The following is a 19,367-nucleotide window of genomic DNA, read 5'->3' on the forward strand; positions in this document are numbered from 1 at the left end:
GAACGGCGGTGGGGCGGGTGGCCGTGGCCACCCGCCCCACCTTCTGAGTACCCGCTGCCGGCCCCCGCCGGCGGCTCGACGTCAGCGGGCGTCGCAGTACTTGTTGCTCAACGGGACGTCGTCGAAGGTGACACCCTTGGCGAAGGTGAGCGGGGGGATGCTGGAGACCAGGTACGCCGCGTTGACGCGGGTGACGACGCATCCGCCCCGGTTGGCGGCGGCGGTGATGTGGTAGGCGGCCGAGGCGCCCTTGGTGAGGATGGCCGCCGCGCAGACCGCGATCCCCATGGGGTGGGAGATCTTGCTGCAGATCATGTAGGCGGCTCCGGTCGTGAACGTGGTGCCGGCTCCCATCATGTCCTTGAGGTTTCTGGTGACCTTCTTGGACATGTACCAGGAGCAGGTGACCCAGCCGCAGTTGCGCCGGACGCTCTTCAGAAGGCTCGCGGGCGCGGCCGCGGTGGCCCAGCTCGTCGCCGCGGCCGTGCCGGCCTCCGACGCCCCGGCCGTGCCGGCGCCATCGGCCGTGCTGGCACTGCCGGCCGTGCCGGTGAGCGCGGGCGCGGCGGCCAGCCTGATCGTGGTGGTCGCGGGGCTGGTGGCCGCGTCGGCGACCGGGGTGACGGCCAGCGTCATCGCCGAGCCGGCGCCCAGGATGGCGAGGGCGGCGATACCGGTGCGCAGACGGGTGGGGATGGAGATCATGTCGGGTTCCTCTCTCGTGCCGGTGTGAGAGGAAGGTAGGTCGGCCCGTGTTGAGGAAATGTTGAACTTCCGCTCACCCCACCATGGCCGCCGCACCCGCTAACGCCGCCGTGCCCGCTCACCCCAGCACGGCCGCCGCCCGCCTACGTGCCCGGCACCCCGGCGAAGGTCCGGTGGGCGCCGTCGTTGGATGAAGGCGTGGACGGGTCAGCGGTGAGGGTTGCCCGTTCGGCGGAGGATGTCCAGGGCTCTGGATCGGCCGCGGTCGTCCGCGACACTTTGGAAGATCTCCAGCGACTCGCCGGCCAGTTCCCCGGCCCGGTCCACGGCGCCCTCGGCCAGGTTGACCTCGGCGAGGGTGATCAGCGCGGCGGCGTCGAGGAGCCGGTCGCCGAGCCGGACGGCGATGCCCCGTGCCTGTTCGCTCAGCGACCTGGCCTCGGGGACCAGCTCCTGCGACATCCGCACCGAGGCCAGGTCGAGCAGCGCGTCCGCCTGCCCGTGCCGGTCGCGCAGGCCGGACAGCAGGGACACCGCCCTGGAGAGGTGTGCCGCCGCCTCCTCCAGCCGGCCGGTGCGGTGCAGCACGATGCCCAGCGCGCGGTGCGCCTCCGCGGCCCCTCTGCCATCGGTCGTCGTCGCCGTGTGGCGGGCGTGCGCCGCGCTTACTGTGTCCCTCACCGTTCCCGGACGGTGTTCCTGCGCCGGTCCGTCGGGGTTACCCGGACCGGTGTCGTCGCCGGAGGGGTGGCTGTCGAAGGTGGCGAGGCAGGCGGTGAGGTTGCGCTCCGCGTCCGCGGGCCTGCCCAGCTCCAGCAGGACCTGGCCGAGCCGGCGCCTGGTGTGCGCGATGTCCTTGGCGGCGCTCGCGCGCAGGAACATGCTGAGCGCGAGCCGGAGCCGCTCGTGGGCGAGGTCCCATCGGTGCTCGGCCCGGTGCAGGTCGCCGAGGTCGCGCAGCGCCAGCGCCTCGGCGCGGGAGTCGCCGACCTGGCGTGCCGCGTCCAGGGCGAGCTCGCCGATGTGGCGCCAGGCGTCGAGGAACCGGTGGCGTTCGAGGAACGGCACGAGCAGGTGGGCGAGCCGCCGGGCGCCGTCCCACAGCCCGGCCTTGTGCAGGTCCTCCACGAGGCCGGTGAGGAAGTCGCGTTCGGCCAGCAGCCAGGTCACCGACTTGCGGATGTCGGTGGTGACGAAGGTCTGCGAGCGCGAACCCGGGCGGGCCGGGAGGGGCTGGAGGGGGGTGGCCGGGAGGGGGTGGTCGGCGGGTCCGGTGGACAGGAGGGGGAACCGGGAGGCCTGGACTCTGGTCATGACGACGCTCAGCAGCCCGATGAGCGTGTCGCGGACGGCGTTCTCGCCGCTCTGGGCGATCAGCTGCTCGCGCGCGTACAGCCGGGTCAGGTCGTGCATCCGGTAGCGGACCTGGCCGGCCACGTCGATGGTGTGGGTCTCCAGCAGGCCCGCGTCGACCAGGGTCTCGGCCTCGTCACCGAAGTGCGCGGCGACCCAGTCGGCGAAGTCGGGCGCGGAGATCGCCCCGAGCATCCGCAGCATGCGCCGGGCCTTGTCGGGCAGCCCTTCGTAGCCGATCGAGTACACGCTCCGCACGGTCTGGTCGCCCGAGTGCAGCAGATCGAGCCGCAGGTGCTCGTCGTCGAGAAGCCCGGCGAGGTGCTCCACCGTCCACGCCGGCCGCGCGGCGAGCCGCGCTCCGGCGATGCGCAGGGCGATCGGCAGGCCGCCGCAGATGCGGCCGAGCCTCACCATGGCGGGACGTTCGGCGGACGCGCGCTCGGGGCCGATCAATTTGACCAGCACCTCCAGCGCGTCGTCGTCGCCGAGCACGTCCACGGGGAGCCGCACGGCGTCGGTGAGGCCACCGAGCGCGGACCGGCTGGTGACGAACGCCGGGCAGGAGGTCAGCAGCGGCCGTACCTGGCCCTCGTCGGCGGCGTTGTCGAGCAGCAGCAGGAGCCGCCGGTCGGCGGTGTAGGCGCGGAACAGCCGCGCGCGGTGCTCCAGCGTGGCGGGCATGGCCTGCGCCGGGCAGCCGAGCCAGCGCAGGAAGTCCGAAAGGACCGCGCCGGGGTCGACCGGCCGGCCGTGGTCGCCGCGAAGGTCGGCGTAGAACACGCCGTCGGGGAAGCGGTCGCGCCCGCGCCAGGCGGCGTGCACGGCGAGCGCCGACTTGCCCGCGCCCGCCTGGCCGTGGACGACGACCGTGGCAGGCGCGGCCGGGTCGGCGGTCAGCCGGTCGAGCCGTTCCAGCAGGTCCTGCCTGCCGGTGAAGTGGGCGACGTCGTAGGGCAGCAGCACGGGCGGCCCGGCGGAGACGTGCAGCGAGACGTCGTCGTGGAGCATCCGGTGGTACAGGAGCTGCAGCGCGGGGTCGGGTTCGAGGGCGTGCCCCTCGTCGAGCGCCTCACGCAGCCGGGTGTAGGCCTCCAACGCCTCGACGCGGCGGCCGCTGCGGTAGAGCGCGAGCATGTACTGCCCGTGGAAGCGCTGCCACATCGGATGCCATCTGGTGAGCTGCCGCAGGTCGGGGACGAGCTCGCGGTGGTGCCCGGCCTTGAGGTCGAGGTCGACGCTCCGCTCGACGGCGAGCAGGCGGAGCTCTTCCAGCTCCTCGCGCAGGGCCGTGGTCTCCACCCATCGTTGCCCGTCGGGGTCGACGTCCTCCAGGACGGGACCCCGCCACAGGTCGAGCGCCTCGCGCAGGTGGGATCGGGCCTGGTCGTCCTGGCCCTCCCGCGCGGCGCGCAGCCCTCGCTCCACGAGCCGCCGGAAACGGTGGACGTCGAGCCGGTCCTCCTCGATCGCCAGCGTGTACGTGCCGGACGTGGTCGTGATCACGTCCTTGCCGAGCGACTGCCGGAGCCGGCCGATGTAGCCCCGGAGCAGGGAGTCGGACCGGTCGCCGTCCTCCCGCGGCCACAGCAGGCCTCGCAGCCGGGCGAGCGTCATGGGGCGCCGCGCGTTCAGGACGAAGACCGCCAGGAGGTCCCGGTGCTTGGGGGCCGTCGGGGTACGGTCCTGCGCGCCGTCCTGTACCTGTAACGACCCCATGATCCGAAATTCCATGACAATCTCCGGTGAGGTGCGTCAGACGTCCGGTAACCGCAAGCCTTCATATATCACGGGAGGACCCGATGGCCCTGTCGCCGCTCACCCCGTCCGATCCGCAGCGGCTGGGCGGCTACTGGCTGGCGGGACGGCTCGGCGCGGGCGGCCAGGGAGTCGTCTACGAGGCCTACGGCGAGCAGGGAGAGCGCGTCGCGGTCAAGGTGCCCCGGCTGGACGACCCCGCCTCGCGCGCCCGGCTGGCCAAGGAGGCGGTGGCGGCCCAGCGGGTGGCGTCGTTCTGCACGGCCAGGGTGCTCGAGGCCAGGACCGACGTCCCGGAGCCCTTCATCGTCAGCGAGTACGTCGCCGGGCCGAACCTGCGTCAGGTGATCGGCCGCACCGGGCCGTACGAGGGGGATCTGCTGCTGCGGCTGGCCATCGGCGTCGCCACCGCCCTCACGGCCATCCACCAGGTCGGCATCGTCCACCGTGACCTCAAACCGGACAACATCATCCTCGGCCCCGACGGCCCCCGAGTGATCGACTTCGGGGTGGCCCGGCAGCTCGGAGCCCCGGGGACGACCACCGGTCCGATCATGGGCACGCCGAACTACATGGCTCCCGAGCTCTTCGCCGGACGCGAGGCCTCGGCCGCCGCCGACATCTGGGCCTTCGGGCTGACCGTCCTGTTCGCCGCGACCGGCCACGACGCCGTCTCCGAGCGGGATCCGTTCGCCGTCGTCACCAAGGTGCTGCACCTGCGGCCCGACGTCGGCGTCCTGGCGGACCCGCTCAGGAGCGCGGTGGCCGGCGCGCTGGCGCGCGAGGCGGAGGCGCGGCCCTCGGCGCGTGCTCTCCTGCTGACCCTGCTGGGCGGCATGGCCGGCCGGGGCGGGGCGGCGGACGGCTCGGACGGGGATCCACTGCTCGCGGACGGTGGGGTGGTCGCGGCCGGGGTGCGGCCACCGGACGCCGCACGCGCCGGCGAGCCGGACCTCGGAACGCTCGCCGAAGAGCTCTACCAGGAGCTCTCCGATGGAGAGCGCGCCGTCGCGCCGGAGGTGTTCCTGCGGATGGTGGGCGCCTCGGAGGACGGCGAGGAGACGATCAGGCACGTACCGCGCGAGGAACTGCCCGGCGTCTCCGGCGACGGCCCCGCCGCGTCGCTGCTCGGCGTGTACGGCGCCGCCGGGCTCGTCGTCGAGACCGGCGCCGCGTTCACGCTGGCCCACCCGGCGCTGATCCAGGCATGGCCGAGGTTGCGTGAGTGGGTGGCCGAGGACCGCGACGGCCTGCCCGTCCACCGGCGGCTCACCGAGGCCGCCCGGGCGTGGGACCGCCTCGGCCGCAAACCCGGCGACCTGCTGCACGGGTCCGGCCTTGACCGGGCGCTCCGCTGGGCGGCGGCCGGACGCCGGCACGTCACGCTGATCCCGCTGGAACGCGAGTACCTGGAGGCCGCCGCCACCCTGGCCAGGCGCACCTCGCGGCGCCGCGGCATGCTCGCGGCGGCGCTCGCCGTCCTGCTCGTCCTCGCGCTCGCGGGCGGCGGCCTCGCCGAGTACCTGCGCCGCGTCGCCAACCGCGAGCGGGACGAGGCGAGCGCCCGATCGCTCGCGGTGCGCGCCGCCGACCTGCGGCAACGCGATCCGCGGCTGGCGATGCTCATGAGCGTGGCGGCCTACAGGCTCGCTCCGGCGCTTCCCCAGTCGCTCGGCGCGCTGCACGACTCGCGGTCCCAGCCCGTGACCGACGCCTTCACCGACCCCGACGTCACCGCGGGGACGGTGTACGCGTGCGGCCCCGGCGGGCGCACGCTGGTGGCCGTCCGCGCCGGTCAGGTGACGGTCTGGGACGTGCGTGCCCACCGGGCGGCCCGCCGGTTCTCCGGCGTCGGCACGTCGGTGGTGAAGGCGGCGCTGCGCCCCGACGGGAAGGTCCTGGCGCTCCAGGACGACGGCGGCGTGCGCCTGTGGGATCCGGCCGCCGGCACGGCGATCGGGAACCGTTTCGCCGGTGGGGCCGCCCGGGGGGACCTCGGCGAACTGCGCTTCGATCCCACCGGGCGACTGCTCGCCGTACCGGAGGCCCGCGGCGGTTCCGGGGCGGCGGTGTGGTGGGACCTCGCCCGGCACGAGAGGATCCGCGCCGGTTCCGGCGCGGGGGTGGACGCCGTGAACGCCGACGGCACCCTCGGGGTCGTCCATTCGACCGGGCGGGGGCGGGCCGAGCTGTGGGACCTGAAGACAGGGCGCCGCGTTCCGGCGGGCTGGCTGCCCGAGAAGAAGAACGTCCGCGACGTCGAGTTCGGCCAGGACGGCCGGACGCTGGCCGTCACCGAGTCGCTTCCCGAGGTGCGGGGCGTGAAACTCCTGCTGCGCCGGGCGCGCACGGGCGCCCCGCTGAAGGCCGACGGCGCCGGGCCGGTGGGCGAGGACATCGCCTTCGGGTACGGCGACCGCTTCGTGGCGTTGTGGGGGCCTCGCGAGCTGGTCGTCCTGCGGCTCGCGGACGGCCAGATCGTCGCGCAGCGGGAGCTGGGCGTGGAGATCGCGGACCTGTGGTTCGACGAGACCGACCACGCTCTGCGGGTGCTGTCGTCCTATGGCGCGGTGACCACGCTGGACCTGGCGCCCCTGCTCGACCGGCCGGTCCTGCCCGGGTCCTCTGAGGGCGGCAAGGCTCTGCTCGGGCCGGGAGGCCGGGTGCTGGCCCTGTACGACGGCGAGGCCGTACGGCTGTGGGACGTCCGGGCCGGTCGGACGATCGGCCGTCCCGTCGCGCTGGAGAACCCGTCGTACACGCTTCCCGCCCTCGCCTTCGACCGGGACGGCGGCAGGCTGGCCATCGGAGGATCCGTCCGCCGCGGCGTGCCCGGCGCCCCCGGGACGGCCGAGGTCTCCAGCACGCCCACACCTCCCACAGGTGCTGTCGCCACCCGTGGTCCCGTCGGCACGGGAGGCGAAGAAGAGCCGGGCGGCGCGCTCCCGGCGGCGGCGCGGGCCGGCGTGGTGATCGTGGACACCTCCGACGGGTCGGTGACCACCTCCTTCCCGGTGGCGGACCGCGAGGCCCAGGGCGTCGCCGGTCTGGCGTTCAGCCCGGACGGCGCCACGCTCGCGGTCGCGCCGGACCACCTCGGCCCCGCCGGGCCGCTCGAACTGTGGGACCTGCGCCGCGGGCGGGCCGTCGTCGTGCCGCAGGTGGCGGGATCCGCGCGCATGGCCTACCGCCCGGACGGAAGGCTGCTGGTGGCCGGGGTCGACACCGAGCTCTCGCTCGTCGATCCGGCCGGGCGGACCCGGCTCCCGCGGCCCGGCGGGACGGGAAGCCTGGCCGCCGGGCCGTACGCGTTCAGCCCGGACGGCCGCCGCGTCGCCATCGGCGCGGAGACGACCCGGCTGTCGGTCTGGGACGCGGACTTCCGCGCGCCCACCGGCCAGGCGTTCCCGGAGGCGGGCGAAGGCGGGATCGCGACCGCCGTGTGGTCGCCCGACGGCCGCACGATCGCCACGTACGGGTCCGGTGACAGGGTGAGGTTGTGGGAGGTGTCCAGCCGCCTGCCGCTGGGACTGGTCTTCGACGGTCTGACCAGAGAGGGCTTCCAGGGGCAGGCGTCGCTGGCCTTCGGCGAGGACGGCCGCACGCTCCTCAGCGCCACGCCCGACGGGGTGGTCAGGAGGTATCCCCTCGACGGCGACCGGATCGCGTCGCAGGTCTGCGCCCGGGCCGGGGGCGGACCCGCGCCGCAAGAATGGCGGCGCCAGGTCGGCGAGGTGGCCTATGCCGACGTGTGCGGCTGAGCGTGCGCCCGGGCGATGGGATACCCCGGCGCGATCCCCGGGCGCGGTTCGCCACCCGGTGGTCCCGGAGCTCTGGTCCCCCGGCCGGCACCGCCGCGCGGCTCCACCCCCGCGCGACCGCCGTCAGAGGCGGCCGGCGGCCTTGAGGGAGAGGTAGGCGTCGGCCAGGGCCGGGGCGAGGTCGTCGGGGACGGCGTCGACCACCTCGCAACCCTGGCGGCGCAGCAGTGCGGTGAGCCGGGCGCGCTGCCCGCGCAGGTGCTCGGCCGCCGCCGCGTCGTAGACCAGCTCGGCCGTGCCGCGCCCGGACGCCATCTCGGCGACGCGCGGGTCGGAGACCGCCGCGACCAGCACCAGGTGGCGCGAGGCGAGCTGCGGAAGCACCGGCAGCAGTCCCTCGTCCATGGCCGCGGGGTTGAGGTCGGTGAGCAGGACCACCAGGCAGCGCCGCTTGGCGCGCGACAGCACGGCCGCCACCATGTTCGCCGAGTCGGCCTCCACCAGCTCAGGCTCGATGGGGGCCATCACGTTGACCAGGGCCGCCAGCGAGTCGGTGCGCGACGCGCCGGACATCCACGCCCGTACGGCGCGGTCGTGGGCGAGGAAGTCGACGCGGTCCCCGGCGCGGGTGGCGAGCGCGGCCAGCAGCAGCGACGCGTCCATCGACCAGTCCAGGCGCGGCCATCCCGCCTCGCCCCGCGTCACCGGGCCGCCGGCGGGCCCGGCGATGCCCTCGCGGTGCGGCTGGGGGAAGGGGGAGGTGCCGACGCGGCCGGCGGAGGTGCGGCCGGTGTCCAGGACGATCAGCACCCGCCGGTCGCGTTCGGGACGCCAGGTGCGCACGACGACGTCCGAGCGGCGCGCCGTGGCCCGCCAGTCGATCGAGCGTACGTCGTCGCCCACGACGTACTCGCGCAGGGAGTCGAACTCGGTGCCCTGGCCGCGCACCAGCGCGGGATGCTGCCCTTCCAGCGCGCGCAGCTTGGACAGCTTCGCCGGCAGGTGCTTGCGGCTGAGGAAGGGGGGCAGCACGCGCACCGACCACGGCACCTTGTGCGACCCCTGCCGCGCGGCGACGCCGAGCGGGCCCAGCGAGCGCACGGTGACCGTCACGGCCTCGCGGTCGCCGCGCCGCGCGGGCGTCAGCGTCGTGACCAGGCGGCGCCGCTCGCCGGCCGGGACGTCCAGGCGCAGGTGACGGGGCGCGGCACCTGCCGACGGCGGCCAGGCGTCCCGCAGGGCGCCCCGTACGCGGCGGCGACCGGGGTTGGCCACGACCAGTTCGACGGTCACCGACTCGCCGAGCCGCACCAGCCGCTCGCCGCCGCGGTGGAAGCTCAGCGGGCGGACGCTCCCGGCCAGCAGCAGGTCCACGGCGACCAGGGCGCCGAGCACCAGCAGCAGGCCGAGCACGGCGTACCCGGGGCGCGGCGCGAACAGCACCACGACCGCGCCGAGCGCGGCGATCAGCCCCGCGCGGCCGGTGAGCGCCATCAGCGGGGGACCGGGACCGAGGCCAGGACGCCGTCGAGCAGGCCGTCGGGCGTCGCCCCCTCCAGCTCGGCCTCCGGGCGGAGTTGCACGCGGTGGCGCAGCGCCGGCTTGGCCAGCGCCTTGACGTCGTCCGGGGTGACGTACGAACGCCCGGACAGCCAGGCCCACGCGCGGGAGGCGGCCAGCAGGGCCGTGGCGCCGCGCGGCGACACGCCGAGCTGGAGCGACGGGGACATCCGCGTCGCCCTGGCCAGGTCCACGACGTAGCCGAGCACCTCGGGCGCGACGTGCACCTTGGCGACCTCGGCCCGTCCGGCGGCCAGGTCGGCCGCCGAGGCGACCTGCTTGACGTGCGTGAGGTCCCTGGGGTCGAAGCCGAGCGCGTGCCGTTCGAGCACCGCGATCTCCTGGTCGCGGGGCGGCAGCGGCACAGTGAGCTTGAGCAGGAACCGGTCGAGTTGCGCCTCGGGCAGTTGGTAGGTGCCCTCGTACTCGACGGGGTTCTGCGTGGCGACCACCACGAACGGGTCGGGCAGCCGCATGGGCGAGCCGTCGACGCTGACCTGCCGCTCCTCCATCGCCTCCAGCAGCGCGGCCTGGGTCTTGGGCGGCGTGCGGTTGATCTCGTCGGCGAGCAGCAGGTTGGTGAAGATCGGCCCCTCGCGGAAGGCGAACTCCGCCGTCTTGGCGTCGTAGACCAGCGAGCCGGTGACGTCGCCCGGCATCAGGTCGGGGGTGAACTGCACCCGCTTGAAGTCCAGCGCCAGCGTGGCCGACAGCGTGCGCACCAGGAGCGTCTTGGCGACGCCGGGGACGCCTTCCAGCAGCACATGGCCCTTGCAGAGCAGGGCGATGACCAGCCCGGTGACCACGGCGTCCTGCCCCACGACCGCCTTGGCGACCTCGGCGCGCAGCGCGCCGAGGGCGTCCCTGGCCTGGTCGCCGGCGGCGCGCGCGTGGGCCCCGGCGGGCCGGGTGAGCTCGCCGGGCCGGGTGGGCTCGCCGTCACCGCCGCCCGCCGGGACGGGCGCGGGCGGCCCGGCCGGAGTCGGCCCGGCCGGAGTCGGCCCGGCCGGAGCCGGAGCGGAGGCCGGGGCGGCGGGCGGCGTCGCGGGCCAGGGATGACCGGGGGGTCCGCTCATGGGCGCTCCGGGCGGAGGTGTGCTCACGGCTCTCGTACCTGCCTTTCCAGGGTGTCCAGGTGGCCCGCCAGGGCGACGAGCCCGGCATCGTCGGCCGGTGTCGGACCGTACATCACCGAACGCAACCAGATCGCATCGTGCCCGGTGCGCAGCGCGGTCGCGGCGACGATCTCGTCCGGCGTCGCCTCCCCGGACAGGCCCAGCCGCGGCACCAGGCGCGAGACGCAGGCGGCGCGCAGCGTGGCCGAGGCGCGGTCGCGGGCCCGGCGGGCGCGGTAGAGGCGGCCGCGGCCTTCGACGGTCTCGGCGGCGCGGACGACCACCGGCAGGCGCTCGACCACGACGGGCCCGAGGCGGCGGCCCCGCCAGAACGCCACCACCACGAGCGCGACGCCGAGCTGCACCACGGCCCACGGGACTCCGGGCGGGATGAGGTCGGCGGCGCTCGCCTCTCCCGAGCCGGGGACGGCTTGGGGCTCGTCCGGCGCGACCAGCCAGATCAGCACCGGCCGGTCGCCCGCGAGGTTCATCGCCAGCGCGGCGTTGCCGTCCTCGGCGAGCCGCCGGTCGGTCATGAAGGCGCCGTCGCCGACCACGGTCACCGACGGGTCGCCGGGCGTGTGCACCAGGCTCACGCCGTCGGAGCCGGGATAGCAGCCGGTCGAGCCGCGGGGCACGGTGAACAGCGCCCCGCCCATGAAGGCGCTGCCGGCGCGGACGGCGGCGGGCAGCGCGCACCGGGGTTCGCGGGATCGCGAGCCGGTCTCGCCCGTGGGGCCGATGCCGGGGGCCAGCCGGTCGAGGTCGGACACCGGCCCGGCGATCAGCCGTTGCGCCCGCGTGCGCGACAGCCGGGACACCTCGTCGGCGCTCAGGAAGGAGGTGTCGGTCACCAGGACCCGGCTCGCGGGCCCGTCCAGGCGCACGACGTCGTCCACGGTGGAGACCCGCTCGACGCGGACGCCGCGCGCCCGCAGGAGCTGCGCGAGCGCCTTGCCGCCGGTCAGCGAGGCGTCGGCGGGGTCGAGCGGGCGCCCCTCGGTGGAGGTGCCGGTGAACAGCGCGGCGATGACGGCGACCAGCACCACCAGGACGCCGACGGCGACCATGCCACGGGCGCCGCGCCACAGGCCGTGCGCGGTGGGCGAGGTGGAGACCGAGGTAGCGGTGCCGGGGCCGGCCGCGTGGTCGGATGCGCGGCCGGGCGTGGTGAGGGTCATGAGGGCCTCGCCGTCGCGGCGAGGGCGGCGGGGCGGGCGGCCGCGACGCCGGCGTCGAGCTCGGCGACCGACCGGTAGCCCTCGGGGGTGCCCGGCGCCTGGCCGTAGGTGACGTCGTCGAACAGCCGCGCCGCGGCCGCCAGCGCGGGCGCGAGCGCGGGGAGCTCCCGCCCGGCCTCCGCGGCGAGCTCGTCGGCCGTGCGCCCGGCCTGCGGCGCCACGATGGCCCGGTCTTCCAGGTCGCGCGCGATCGCCCGCAGCCGTTCTTGGACGGCCTCGGCCCAGCGGGACTCGCCGGCGAGGCGCTCGGCCTCGGCGCGGTGCTCCTCGGCGGTGCGCGCCTTCGGTCCGAACAGGCCCTCGGCGGCGGCGCGGCGGGCCCCGGTGGCCCTGCGCGCCTGCCAGAGGAGCAGCGCGGCGAGCGCGACGACGACGAGCAGCACGGCGAGCAGCGCGAGCACGCCGCCGGGCACCCCTCCGGGCGCGCTGTCGAACAGGCCGTCGATGAACTCCTGGAACAGCCGGAACGCCCGCTCGACCAGCGACTCCTGCTGGTATTCGGGTTTGACGAGCTCTTCGACGGCCCGGCGGCGGGCCTCGTCGCGCCCGATGTCGTCCAGGGCCAGCGCGCGGACGAGGGCGGGCACACCAGCGAGGGCGGGACCGCCGGCGATGGCGGGACCGCCGCCGGAGGCCGTGCCCGCCAGAACGGCGGCGGACGCGAGCGCGGTCACGGTAACGGTCGCGGTAACGGTCACGGCGCCGCGGGGGAGCCGGGGACGTGCGGGCCGGCGCCGCCCGCGGCGTGGGAGGGGTGCCACAGCTCGTCGGCGGCCGCGGGCACCCAGCCCAGGCGCTGCTGGTCGAGCGCGGCCGTCTGCAGGACCAGGTCGAACGCCTCGGCGCGCATGCGCAGGTCGGTGTAGAGCAGCCCGTTCACGCCCGCTTGCACGGGGTAGGTGATCATCGAGCTGAGGATGCCGCCGACCGTGAGCAGGACCGTGGTGACCACCGTCGCGGCGACGGTGCCCTGCCCGCCGAAGGACACCACCAAACTGACGATGGTGACCGGCAGCGACAGGATGTAGCCGAGCATGGCGACCAGGAGTTGCGTCAGCACCAGGATGCCGAGCACGCGCCAGAAGCCGGTGCCGACCAGCCGCCACGACCGCCGCATCGCCTCGACGACCCCGCGCCGTTCGAGCACGACGGCCGCCGCCGCGAGCGAGAAGCGCGTGCTGACCGTCACGAGGTAGGCGACGTAGCCCATGACGGAAAGGATCACCACGAGCGCGATGAGGGCGCCGGGGCCGTCGCCGGCGATGAGCAGGAACAGCAGCCCGCCGACGACGACCAGCGGCGCCAGCGCGATGAGGCCGGTGAGCAGGGCCAGCCCGAACAGGGCGGGCAGGCGTCCGCGGGTGAGCCGCCATGCCTCACCGATGGTGATGCGCCCGCCGAACACCGCGCGCCCGAGCACCCGGGTGAGCATGCCCGTCAGCACGGTTACGAGGAAGAACTGGATGACCAGGGTCATCAGCGCGCCGCCGAACTGGGCGATGACGCCACCCATGGGCAGCTCTCGCCCGGCCGCGAGCGTGTCGGGATCGGCGATGATCTCGCCGACGGAGCCGTAGTAGACGGCCTGGCCGATCGACAGCGGCAGCATGCCGATGGCCGCGGCGATCGCCGACAGGCCGAGCGTGGCCTTCGGGTTGGACCGGATCAGCTTGATCGTGCCGTCCAGGATGTCGCCGAGCGCGAGCGGGCGCAGCGGGATGATGCCCGGGCGCGGCGCCTGCGGCGGCGGGCGGAAGCCGTACTGGCCGCCGTAGCCGGGGGCCTGCCCGTGGGGGCCGTATCCGCCGTATCCGCCGTATCCGCCATACGGGCCGGGCGGGTAGGGCTGCCCTGGGGAGGGCGGCGCGTATGGCTGCCCCGGAGGGGGCGGGTAGGCCTGTCCTCCCTGGGGCGGAGGCGGCGGAGGGGACTGCTGCCCGTATCCGGGGCCCTGCGGCGGCGCGTCCTGCGGCGTCCGCCCGCCGGCCTGCCCAGGAGCCGTCTGCTCCGGCGTCGGCTGCGCGGTGCCTCCAGCGGGCGCGCCCGGCTGCCCGGCGGTCCCCGCCGGCTCGTCGGACGGCGGGTTCGCCGCGCCAGGAGAGGTCCACGGCGCCTGCCCGGGAGGGACGTACGGCGGAGGCTGGTTCTGCGCCCAACCCGGGGGCGTGCCTGGCGCGGAGCCGTGACCGTCTGACATATCCCAATCCTGGCATGTCGCACGCCCGCTCGGGGTGCCCGGGCGATCGATCATGCGTCCAGATGGTGGAATACGACCGGCTTGGCGCAAACTTGTGCCAGGGCATGTCCGGTGCGCGCCACGCCACGCCACGAGCCCATCGAGCCAGATCATTGGCGGGTTGAGTAACGTGAGCCTAAAATTCGGCTTTCGGTGGAGCTATTGTTCGGTCGTTTATCACCCGGCGGTGCGTCACAGGTAGCCTTCGGTCGGTCGTACGGCTTTCGCCTCCACCTCCATACTGCGCAGAACGAATGAGGGGCCATGAAAGGACGCGTGCTGGTCGTCGATGACGACGCCGCTCTCGCCGAGATGCTCGGCATTGTCCTTCGGGGGGAGGGCTTCGAGCCGTCGTTCGTCTCCGACGGCGACAAAGCGCTGGACGCGTTCCGCGACACCAGGCCTGACCTGGTGCTGCTCGACCTGATGCTGCCCGGCGCCGACGGCATCGACGTGTGCCGCCGCATCCGCGCCGAGTCCGGCGTGCCGATCGTCATGCTCACCGCCAAGAGCGACACCATCGACGTCGTCCTCGGGCTGGAGTCCGGCGCCGACGACTACATCGTCAAGCCGTTCAAGCCCAAGGAGCTCGTGGCCCGGGTGCGGGCCCGGCTGCGCCGCACCGACGAGCCGACGCCCGAGGTGCTGCAGATCGGCGACATAACGATCGACGTCGCCGGCCACTCGGTCAAGCGCGAAGACGAGACCGTCAACCTCACCCCGCTCGAGTTCGACCTGCTGGTCGCCCTGGCCCGCAAGCCGCGCCAGGTCTTCACCCGCGAGGTGCTGCTCGAGCAGGTCTGGGGCTACCGCCACGCGGCCGACACCCGCCTGGTCAACGTGCACGTGCAGCGACTCCGGGCCAAGATCGAGAAGGACCCGGAGCACCCCGAGATCGTCGTCACCGTCCGCGGCGTCGGCTACAAGGCCGGCCCGGCGTAGGCGGCGCCCGCCGCCGCCCCGCGCCGTGACCCCTGGGACATCCGCATGGCCCTCCCCACCGCATCCTCCGGCGCCGCCCGCCCCGCGCAGGGCCGGCCCAGGCCGAAGAAGAAGACCCGGCGAACGCCGCGCCAGATAGTGCGCGGCGTCCGCCGGAGGGCCCGGCGCGCCGCGGGGCGGACGCGCCGCATGTGGCGCCGCTCGCTGCAGCTCAGGGTCGTCACCAGCACGCTGCTCATCTCCATGACCGTCGTCGTGGTGGTCGCCTTCTTCCTGCTGCAGATGATCCAGACGGCGGTGCTCGACGGCCGCAAGCAGACGGCGATCGCCGAGGCCCAGGCCAACGTGACCACCGTGGCCGGCTACCTGGGCCAGCCCTCCGACACCACGGCCAAGCAGTCGGCCGCGGCCCAGAGCGACGACATCGACGGACCGTTCAAGACCCCGGTCGACCAGGCGGCCGAGGCGCTCGCCCGCCGGGCCGGCGCCCGCTACAGCGTCGTCATCCTCAGCGGCTACCACGTGGGGGAGGACCGCGGCACCAACAACATCGCCCTGAGAAGCGTCCCCCGCACGCTGCGCGACGCCGTGCGCAAGGCCCGCGGCGAGCCCCAGGGGCAGTACACCTCGATGTACTACCAGGGCGACCCGACACCCACCCCCGCGCTGGCGATCGGGGCGATGGTGCCGAACGTCTACGGGGAGTACGAGGTCTACCACTTCTTCCCGCTGAGCGACGACGTCAGCACGCTGTCCCAGGTCCAGCGGTGGGTGATCCTTGCGAGCGTGGCGCTGGTGCTGCTGCTCGCCGCGGTCGCCTCGCTGGTCACCCGGCAGGTCGTCACCCCCGTCCGGCTCACCCGCCAGGCCGCCGAGCGCCTGGCCGCCGGCCGGCTGGAGGAGCGGCTGAAGGTGCGCGGCGAGGACGACCTGGCCCGCCTGGCCGCCTCCTTCAACGAGATGGCCTCCACGCTGGCGTTGAAGATCCACCAGCTCGAGGAGCTGTCGCAGGTCCAGCGGCAGTTCGTCTCCGACGTCTCGCACGAGCTGCGCACGCCGCTGACCACCGTCCGCATGGCGGCCGACCTGCTGTACGAGAGCCGCGAGGACTTCGACCCGGCCGCCGCGCGCTCGGCCGAGCTCATGCAGAACCAGCTCGAACGGTTCGAGTCGATGCTGGCCGACCTGCTGGAGATCAGCCGGTACGACGCGGGCGCGGCCACGCTCGACATCGACTCGGTGGACATGCGCGACGTCGTGCTGAGGGCGGTCGGCGACTCCCAGCCGCTCGCCGAGCGCAAGGCGACCCGGCTGGACCTGCGGCTGCCGAACGAGCCGTGCATGGCCGAGTGCGACAGCCGCAGAGTCGAGCGCATTCTGCGCAACCTGCTGTTCAACGCCATCGAGCACGGCGAGGGCCGCGACATCGTGGTCACCCTCGGCGCCGACCGCGACGCCGTGGCCGTGGCCGTGCGCGACCATGGCGTGGGGCTGAAGCCCGGCGAGGAGAACATGGTCTTCGACCGGTTCTGGCGCGCCGACCCCTCCCGGGCGCGCACCATCGGCGGCACCGGCCTCGGCCTGGCGATCTCCCGCGAGGACGCCATCCTGCACGGCGGCTGGCTGCAGGCGTGGGGCATCCCGGGCGAGGGGTCGCAGTTCCGGCTGTCGCTGCCCCGGCTGGCGGGGTCCGAGCTGCGCGGGTCGCCCCTGCCCCTGGTGCCGCCCGAGGTCGAGATGCGGCGCACCTGGCGGGGCCAGGGCACGCCGGTGCTCTCTCCGGCCATCGAGGGGGCCTTCGATGCCGAGTAGAGCCTTGCTGCGGGGCTTCGCCCTGGCCGTGGTCGCCGTGCTGTCGGCCGCCTGCTCGACGGTGCCGACCGGGGGCAGTCCCTTCGCGGTCCGCGGCGGGCGCGGTGGCGACGCGCTCAGCCAGCCGTACGTCCGCGTCCTCGCCGCGCCCCCGAAGCCCAAGGGGTCCCCTCTGGAGGTCGTCGGCGGCTTCCTGGCCGCGGCGGCGAGCTTCGACGACCCGCTGCGCACCGTGGCCCGGCAGTACCTCACCGGAGAGGCCCTGCGCGGCTGGGTCCCCTTCCACCCGATCACCATCTACGAGGGGTCCCTGGCCATGGACGACCCCAGAGTGGACATCCAGCAGGCCCGGGTGACGCTGAAGGGCACCGTCCTGGGCAGCCTCGACGGCGACGGGCACTACGTCCCGAGCGACGCCGCGGCGAGCGGTGAGACCGCCCGCGAGTTCACCCTGGTCAAGGTGCAGGGTGAGTGGCGCATCTCCTCGGCGCCTCCAGGGCTGTGGCTCACCCAGGACGACTTCAAACGGGCCTTCCGCTCCTTCGACCTGTACTTCCCGGCCTACCAGTCGGCGGGCCTGGTGGCCGACCAGGTGCGCGTGCCGATCAACCCCAGCGAGGGGCTGGCCAAGTCACTGGTGCGCAAGCTGCTCATCGGGCCCACGGCGCCGCTCAGCGGCGCCGTGGACTCCGCGTTCAGGAAGAACGTCGACGTCAACGACGTGTTCGTCGAGAACGACACCGTCGTGGTCGACTTCACCTACGGCATCGTCGACTCCACGCTCTCGGAGGTCAACCGCGAGGCGTTGTCGGCGCAGCTGGCCTGGACGCTCAAACCGCTCACCGAGTCGCGGCGCATCGAGGTGCGGGTCAACGGCGACCAGTTCCCCAACGGGCCGTTCATCATCGACCCGCGCGACTACGACCGCTTCGACCCCGACGTGATCGCCCAGCCGCAGCCGTACTACCTGCAGCAGGGCAGGCTCCACCGGCTGGACAAGGACAACGACAACCCCACAGTGGTCGGCGTGGGGCAGGTCGGCACGCGGCAGTTCACCCATCTGGCGGTGTCCAACGACCAGGCGGTCAAGGTGGCCGCGCTCGAGCGCGCCGGCGGGGCCTACGTCAGCGGCATCAACCCCGGCAGCCAGTGGGAGCGCTGGATCGAGGGCGCTCACCTGACCCCGCCGTCGTGGGACCGGTACGGCGATCTGTGGTCGGTCGTCCAGCAGGCGCCGCGCAAGGCGCAGGTGCTCAGGGCGCACGACGCCACGCGGCAGGTCCCGGTGAGCGCGCCGGGCCTTGAGATCAGCGACGTGACCGCCTTCCGCGTGGCGCGCGACGGCGCCAGAGTGGCGGCCATCGCCGACGACGGGCACGGCGAGCAGGTTCTGGTGGGCTCCATCAACCGGAGCGAGTGGAAGATCCAGAACCTGCGCCCCCTGGTGCCCGCGAGCGAGGGCCAGCGAATCATCGACATCGCCTGGCGCGACGCCGACACGCTTCTGGTGCTGATGGCGACCAAGGCCGACCGCGTGCTCAGCACGTGGTCGGTGACTCAAGGGGTGCGGCTGGAGTCGCCGAAGTCGGCCGCCGGCATCGAGAGCATCGCGGCGGCCCCCGACCCCGCCCTCATCATCGCCGGGACGGCCGGCGGCGAGATCCAGGTGTGGAACCCGCAGAAGACCCAGTGGACCACGGTGGTCAAGGACGGAGCCGATCCCCCCGCCTACCCCCTGGGCTGACCCGTGCACCGTCCACCTGGAGGACGGCGGAGTCACCCCGGTCACCTGTGACCCGCGTGGCGTCGTCCACGGCGAGCGCGCCTGTGGACGATGGCCGTGTCACACCCCGGTCGCCTGTGACCCGCACGCACCGGGCTTGGGGCGGAGCCCTGTGGACGACGGGCGGGTCGCCCCGGTTCGTCCCGCTCGTCTGTGGACGGACGGGAGGCACGGGCCCGGACCGTCGGTGACGGGGCGCACGGTAGGGGCATGCTCACCGCCCTCCTCGATCTGATCTCACTCCACCGCTGCGCCGGGTGCGACCGGCCCGGCGCCGCCGTCTGCGTCCTGTGCGCGGCCGGCCTGCGAGGCGACCCCGTGCCGCGGCCGCCCGGCCCGCCGCCGCCCGGCCTGCCCGACTGCTGGTCGGCCGCCTCCTACGAGGGCCCGGTCCGCCGTGTCCTGCTCGCCTACAAAGAACGCGGGCGCACGGCGACGGCCCCGCTCCTGGCGAGCTGCCTGGTCTCCACCCTGCTCGCCGCGCTCGCGGCTCGCGGCCTCCCGCCGCGCGCGCCGCTCGTCCTGGTCCCGGTCCCGAGCGCGCGCCGGTCCGTGCGGCGGCGCGGGCACGACCCGGTGCGGCGGCTGGCCGTGCTGGCGGCGCGGGCGCTGCGGGCGCGGGGGCGGCCGGCCGCGGCGGTGCCCGCCCTCGCGCAGGCGCGGCGGGTGCGCGACCAGGCGGGCCTGAGCGCGCCCGAAAGGGCCGCCAACCTCGGCAGGGCTCTTCGTGTCCTGCCCGGGCGGAACCTCGCTCAGCGCCGCTCTCAGGGCCCGCCGGACGGCGTGGTGGTCCTGCTGGACGACGTCGTCACCACCGGGGCCACGCTGGCCGAGGCGGCGCGGGCGCTGCGGGCGGCCGGGGTGGAGGTGGCGCTCGCCGTCACGGTGGCCGCCACGCCGCGTCGAACGCGACACGCCCGGATTCGAGAGAACTCAGAAGAATACGCACGGTAATGGCAGAGATAAATCATCGGCATGGCGCGGCGGTCACATGTTGCTGTCCCGGCCCCCGTCCCTCCCTGCTCAATCGACGCGAGAAGCCCTCACGGAACGGGTCCGAGCATGGTCAACGCCGGGTCGGCCCGAGGTCCGCGGCCGCCC

12 protein-coding genes are annotated in these 19,367 nt (G+C 74.5%); 5 read left to right on the plus strand and 7 right to left on the minus strand.

The genetic code is table 11. The features are described 5' to 3' along the window. Window positions 1-81: 81 nt before the first annotated feature. Together ACWEN6_RS04790 and ACWEN6_RS04795 are read right to left on the minus strand one after the other, a co-directional pair. Entirely contained in the window at window positions 82-705 is a 624-nt protein-coding gene (locus ACWEN6_RS04790) for a hypothetical protein (protein WP_452568981.1), read from the minus strand. 207 nt (window positions 706-912) lie between these two features. Next, window positions 913-3,792, minus strand: a complete 2,880-nt coding sequence (locus ACWEN6_RS04795; RefSeq protein ID WP_452568982.1) for a BTAD domain-containing putative transcriptional regulator — start codon at window positions 3,790-3,792, stop codon at window positions 913-915. A gap of 68 nt (window positions 3,793-3,860) precedes the next feature. Here ACWEN6_RS04795 and ACWEN6_RS04800 point away from each other — a divergent pair, with 68 nt between their 5' ends. Beyond that, on the plus strand, window positions 3,861-7,577 hold the full coding sequence (locus ACWEN6_RS04800; protein ID WP_452568983.1) for a WD40 repeat domain-containing serine/threonine protein kinase: 3,717 nt from the start codon (window positions 3,861-3,863) through the stop codon (window positions 7,575-7,577). Window positions 7,578-7,700: 123 nt separating this feature from the next. Here the strand turns inward: ACWEN6_RS04800 and ACWEN6_RS04805 are convergent, their stop codons facing one another. Genes ACWEN6_RS04805 through ACWEN6_RS04825 form a run of 5 tightly spaced genes read right to left on the minus strand, consistent with a single transcriptional unit; the run spans window position 7,701 to window position 13,690 of the window. After that, window positions 7,701-9,071, minus strand: coding sequence for a DUF58 domain-containing protein (locus tag ACWEN6_RS04805; protein WP_452568984.1), 1,371 nt, complete (start codon window positions 9,069-9,071; stop codon window positions 7,701-7,703). Next, entirely contained in the window at window positions 9,071-10,213 is a 1,143-nt protein-coding gene (locus tag ACWEN6_RS04810) for an AAA family ATPase (RefSeq protein ID WP_452568985.1), read from the minus strand. Before ACWEN6_RS04810 ends, ACWEN6_RS04805 begins: the two co-directional genes overlap by 1 nt. A gap of 23 nt (window positions 10,214-10,236) precedes the next feature. Continuing rightward, entirely contained in the window at window positions 10,237-11,433 is a 1,197-nt protein-coding gene (locus ACWEN6_RS04815; protein WP_452568986.1) for a DUF4350 domain-containing protein, read from the minus strand. Next, window positions 11,430-12,167: a DUF4129 domain-containing protein gene (locus ACWEN6_RS04820; RefSeq protein ID WP_452568987.1), complete on the minus strand. Its 738-nt coding sequence runs from the start codon at window positions 12,165-12,167 to the stop codon at window positions 11,430-11,432. Before ACWEN6_RS04820 ends, ACWEN6_RS04815 begins: the two co-directional genes overlap by 4 nt. A gap of 20 nt (window positions 12,168-12,187) precedes the next feature. Continuing rightward, complete coding sequence (locus ACWEN6_RS04825; protein WP_452568988.1) at window positions 12,188-13,690, minus strand: DUF7544 domain-containing protein; 1,503 nt, start codon at window positions 13,688-13,690, stop codon at window positions 12,188-12,190. A 303-nt stretch (window positions 13,691-13,993) separates the two neighbouring features. Between ACWEN6_RS04825 and mtrA the strand changes: the two genes are divergently transcribed. From mtrA to ACWEN6_RS04845, 4 genes are all read left to right on the plus strand, one after another. After that, window positions 13,994-14,671: an MtrAB system response regulator MtrA gene (gene mtrA / locus ACWEN6_RS04830; RefSeq protein WP_214408661.1), complete on the plus strand. Its 678-nt coding sequence runs from the start codon at window positions 13,994-13,996 to the stop codon at window positions 14,669-14,671. A gap of 45 nt (window positions 14,672-14,716) precedes the next feature. Continuing rightward, window positions 14,717-16,483: an MtrAB system histidine kinase MtrB gene (mtrB, locus tag ACWEN6_RS04835; protein WP_452568989.1), complete on the plus strand. Its 1,767-nt coding sequence runs from the start codon at window positions 14,717-14,719 to the stop codon at window positions 16,481-16,483. Next, entirely contained in the window at window positions 16,473-18,227 is a 1,755-nt protein-coding gene (locus tag ACWEN6_RS04840) for an LpqB family beta-propeller domain-containing protein (protein WP_452568990.1), read from the plus strand. The genes mtrB and ACWEN6_RS04840 overlap by 11 nt, the downstream gene beginning before the upstream one ends. Before the next feature lie 249 nt (window positions 18,228-18,476). Next, the gene (locus tag ACWEN6_RS04845) at window positions 18,477-19,220 is read left to right on the plus strand and encodes a ComF family protein (protein ID WP_452568991.1); all 744 of its coding nucleotides are present in this window, start codon (window positions 18,477-18,479) and stop codon (window positions 19,218-19,220) included. The last annotated feature ends 147 nt before the right edge of the window (window positions 19,221-19,367 follow it).

This window comes from Sphaerisporangium sp. NPDC004334 (assembly GCF_053602655.1).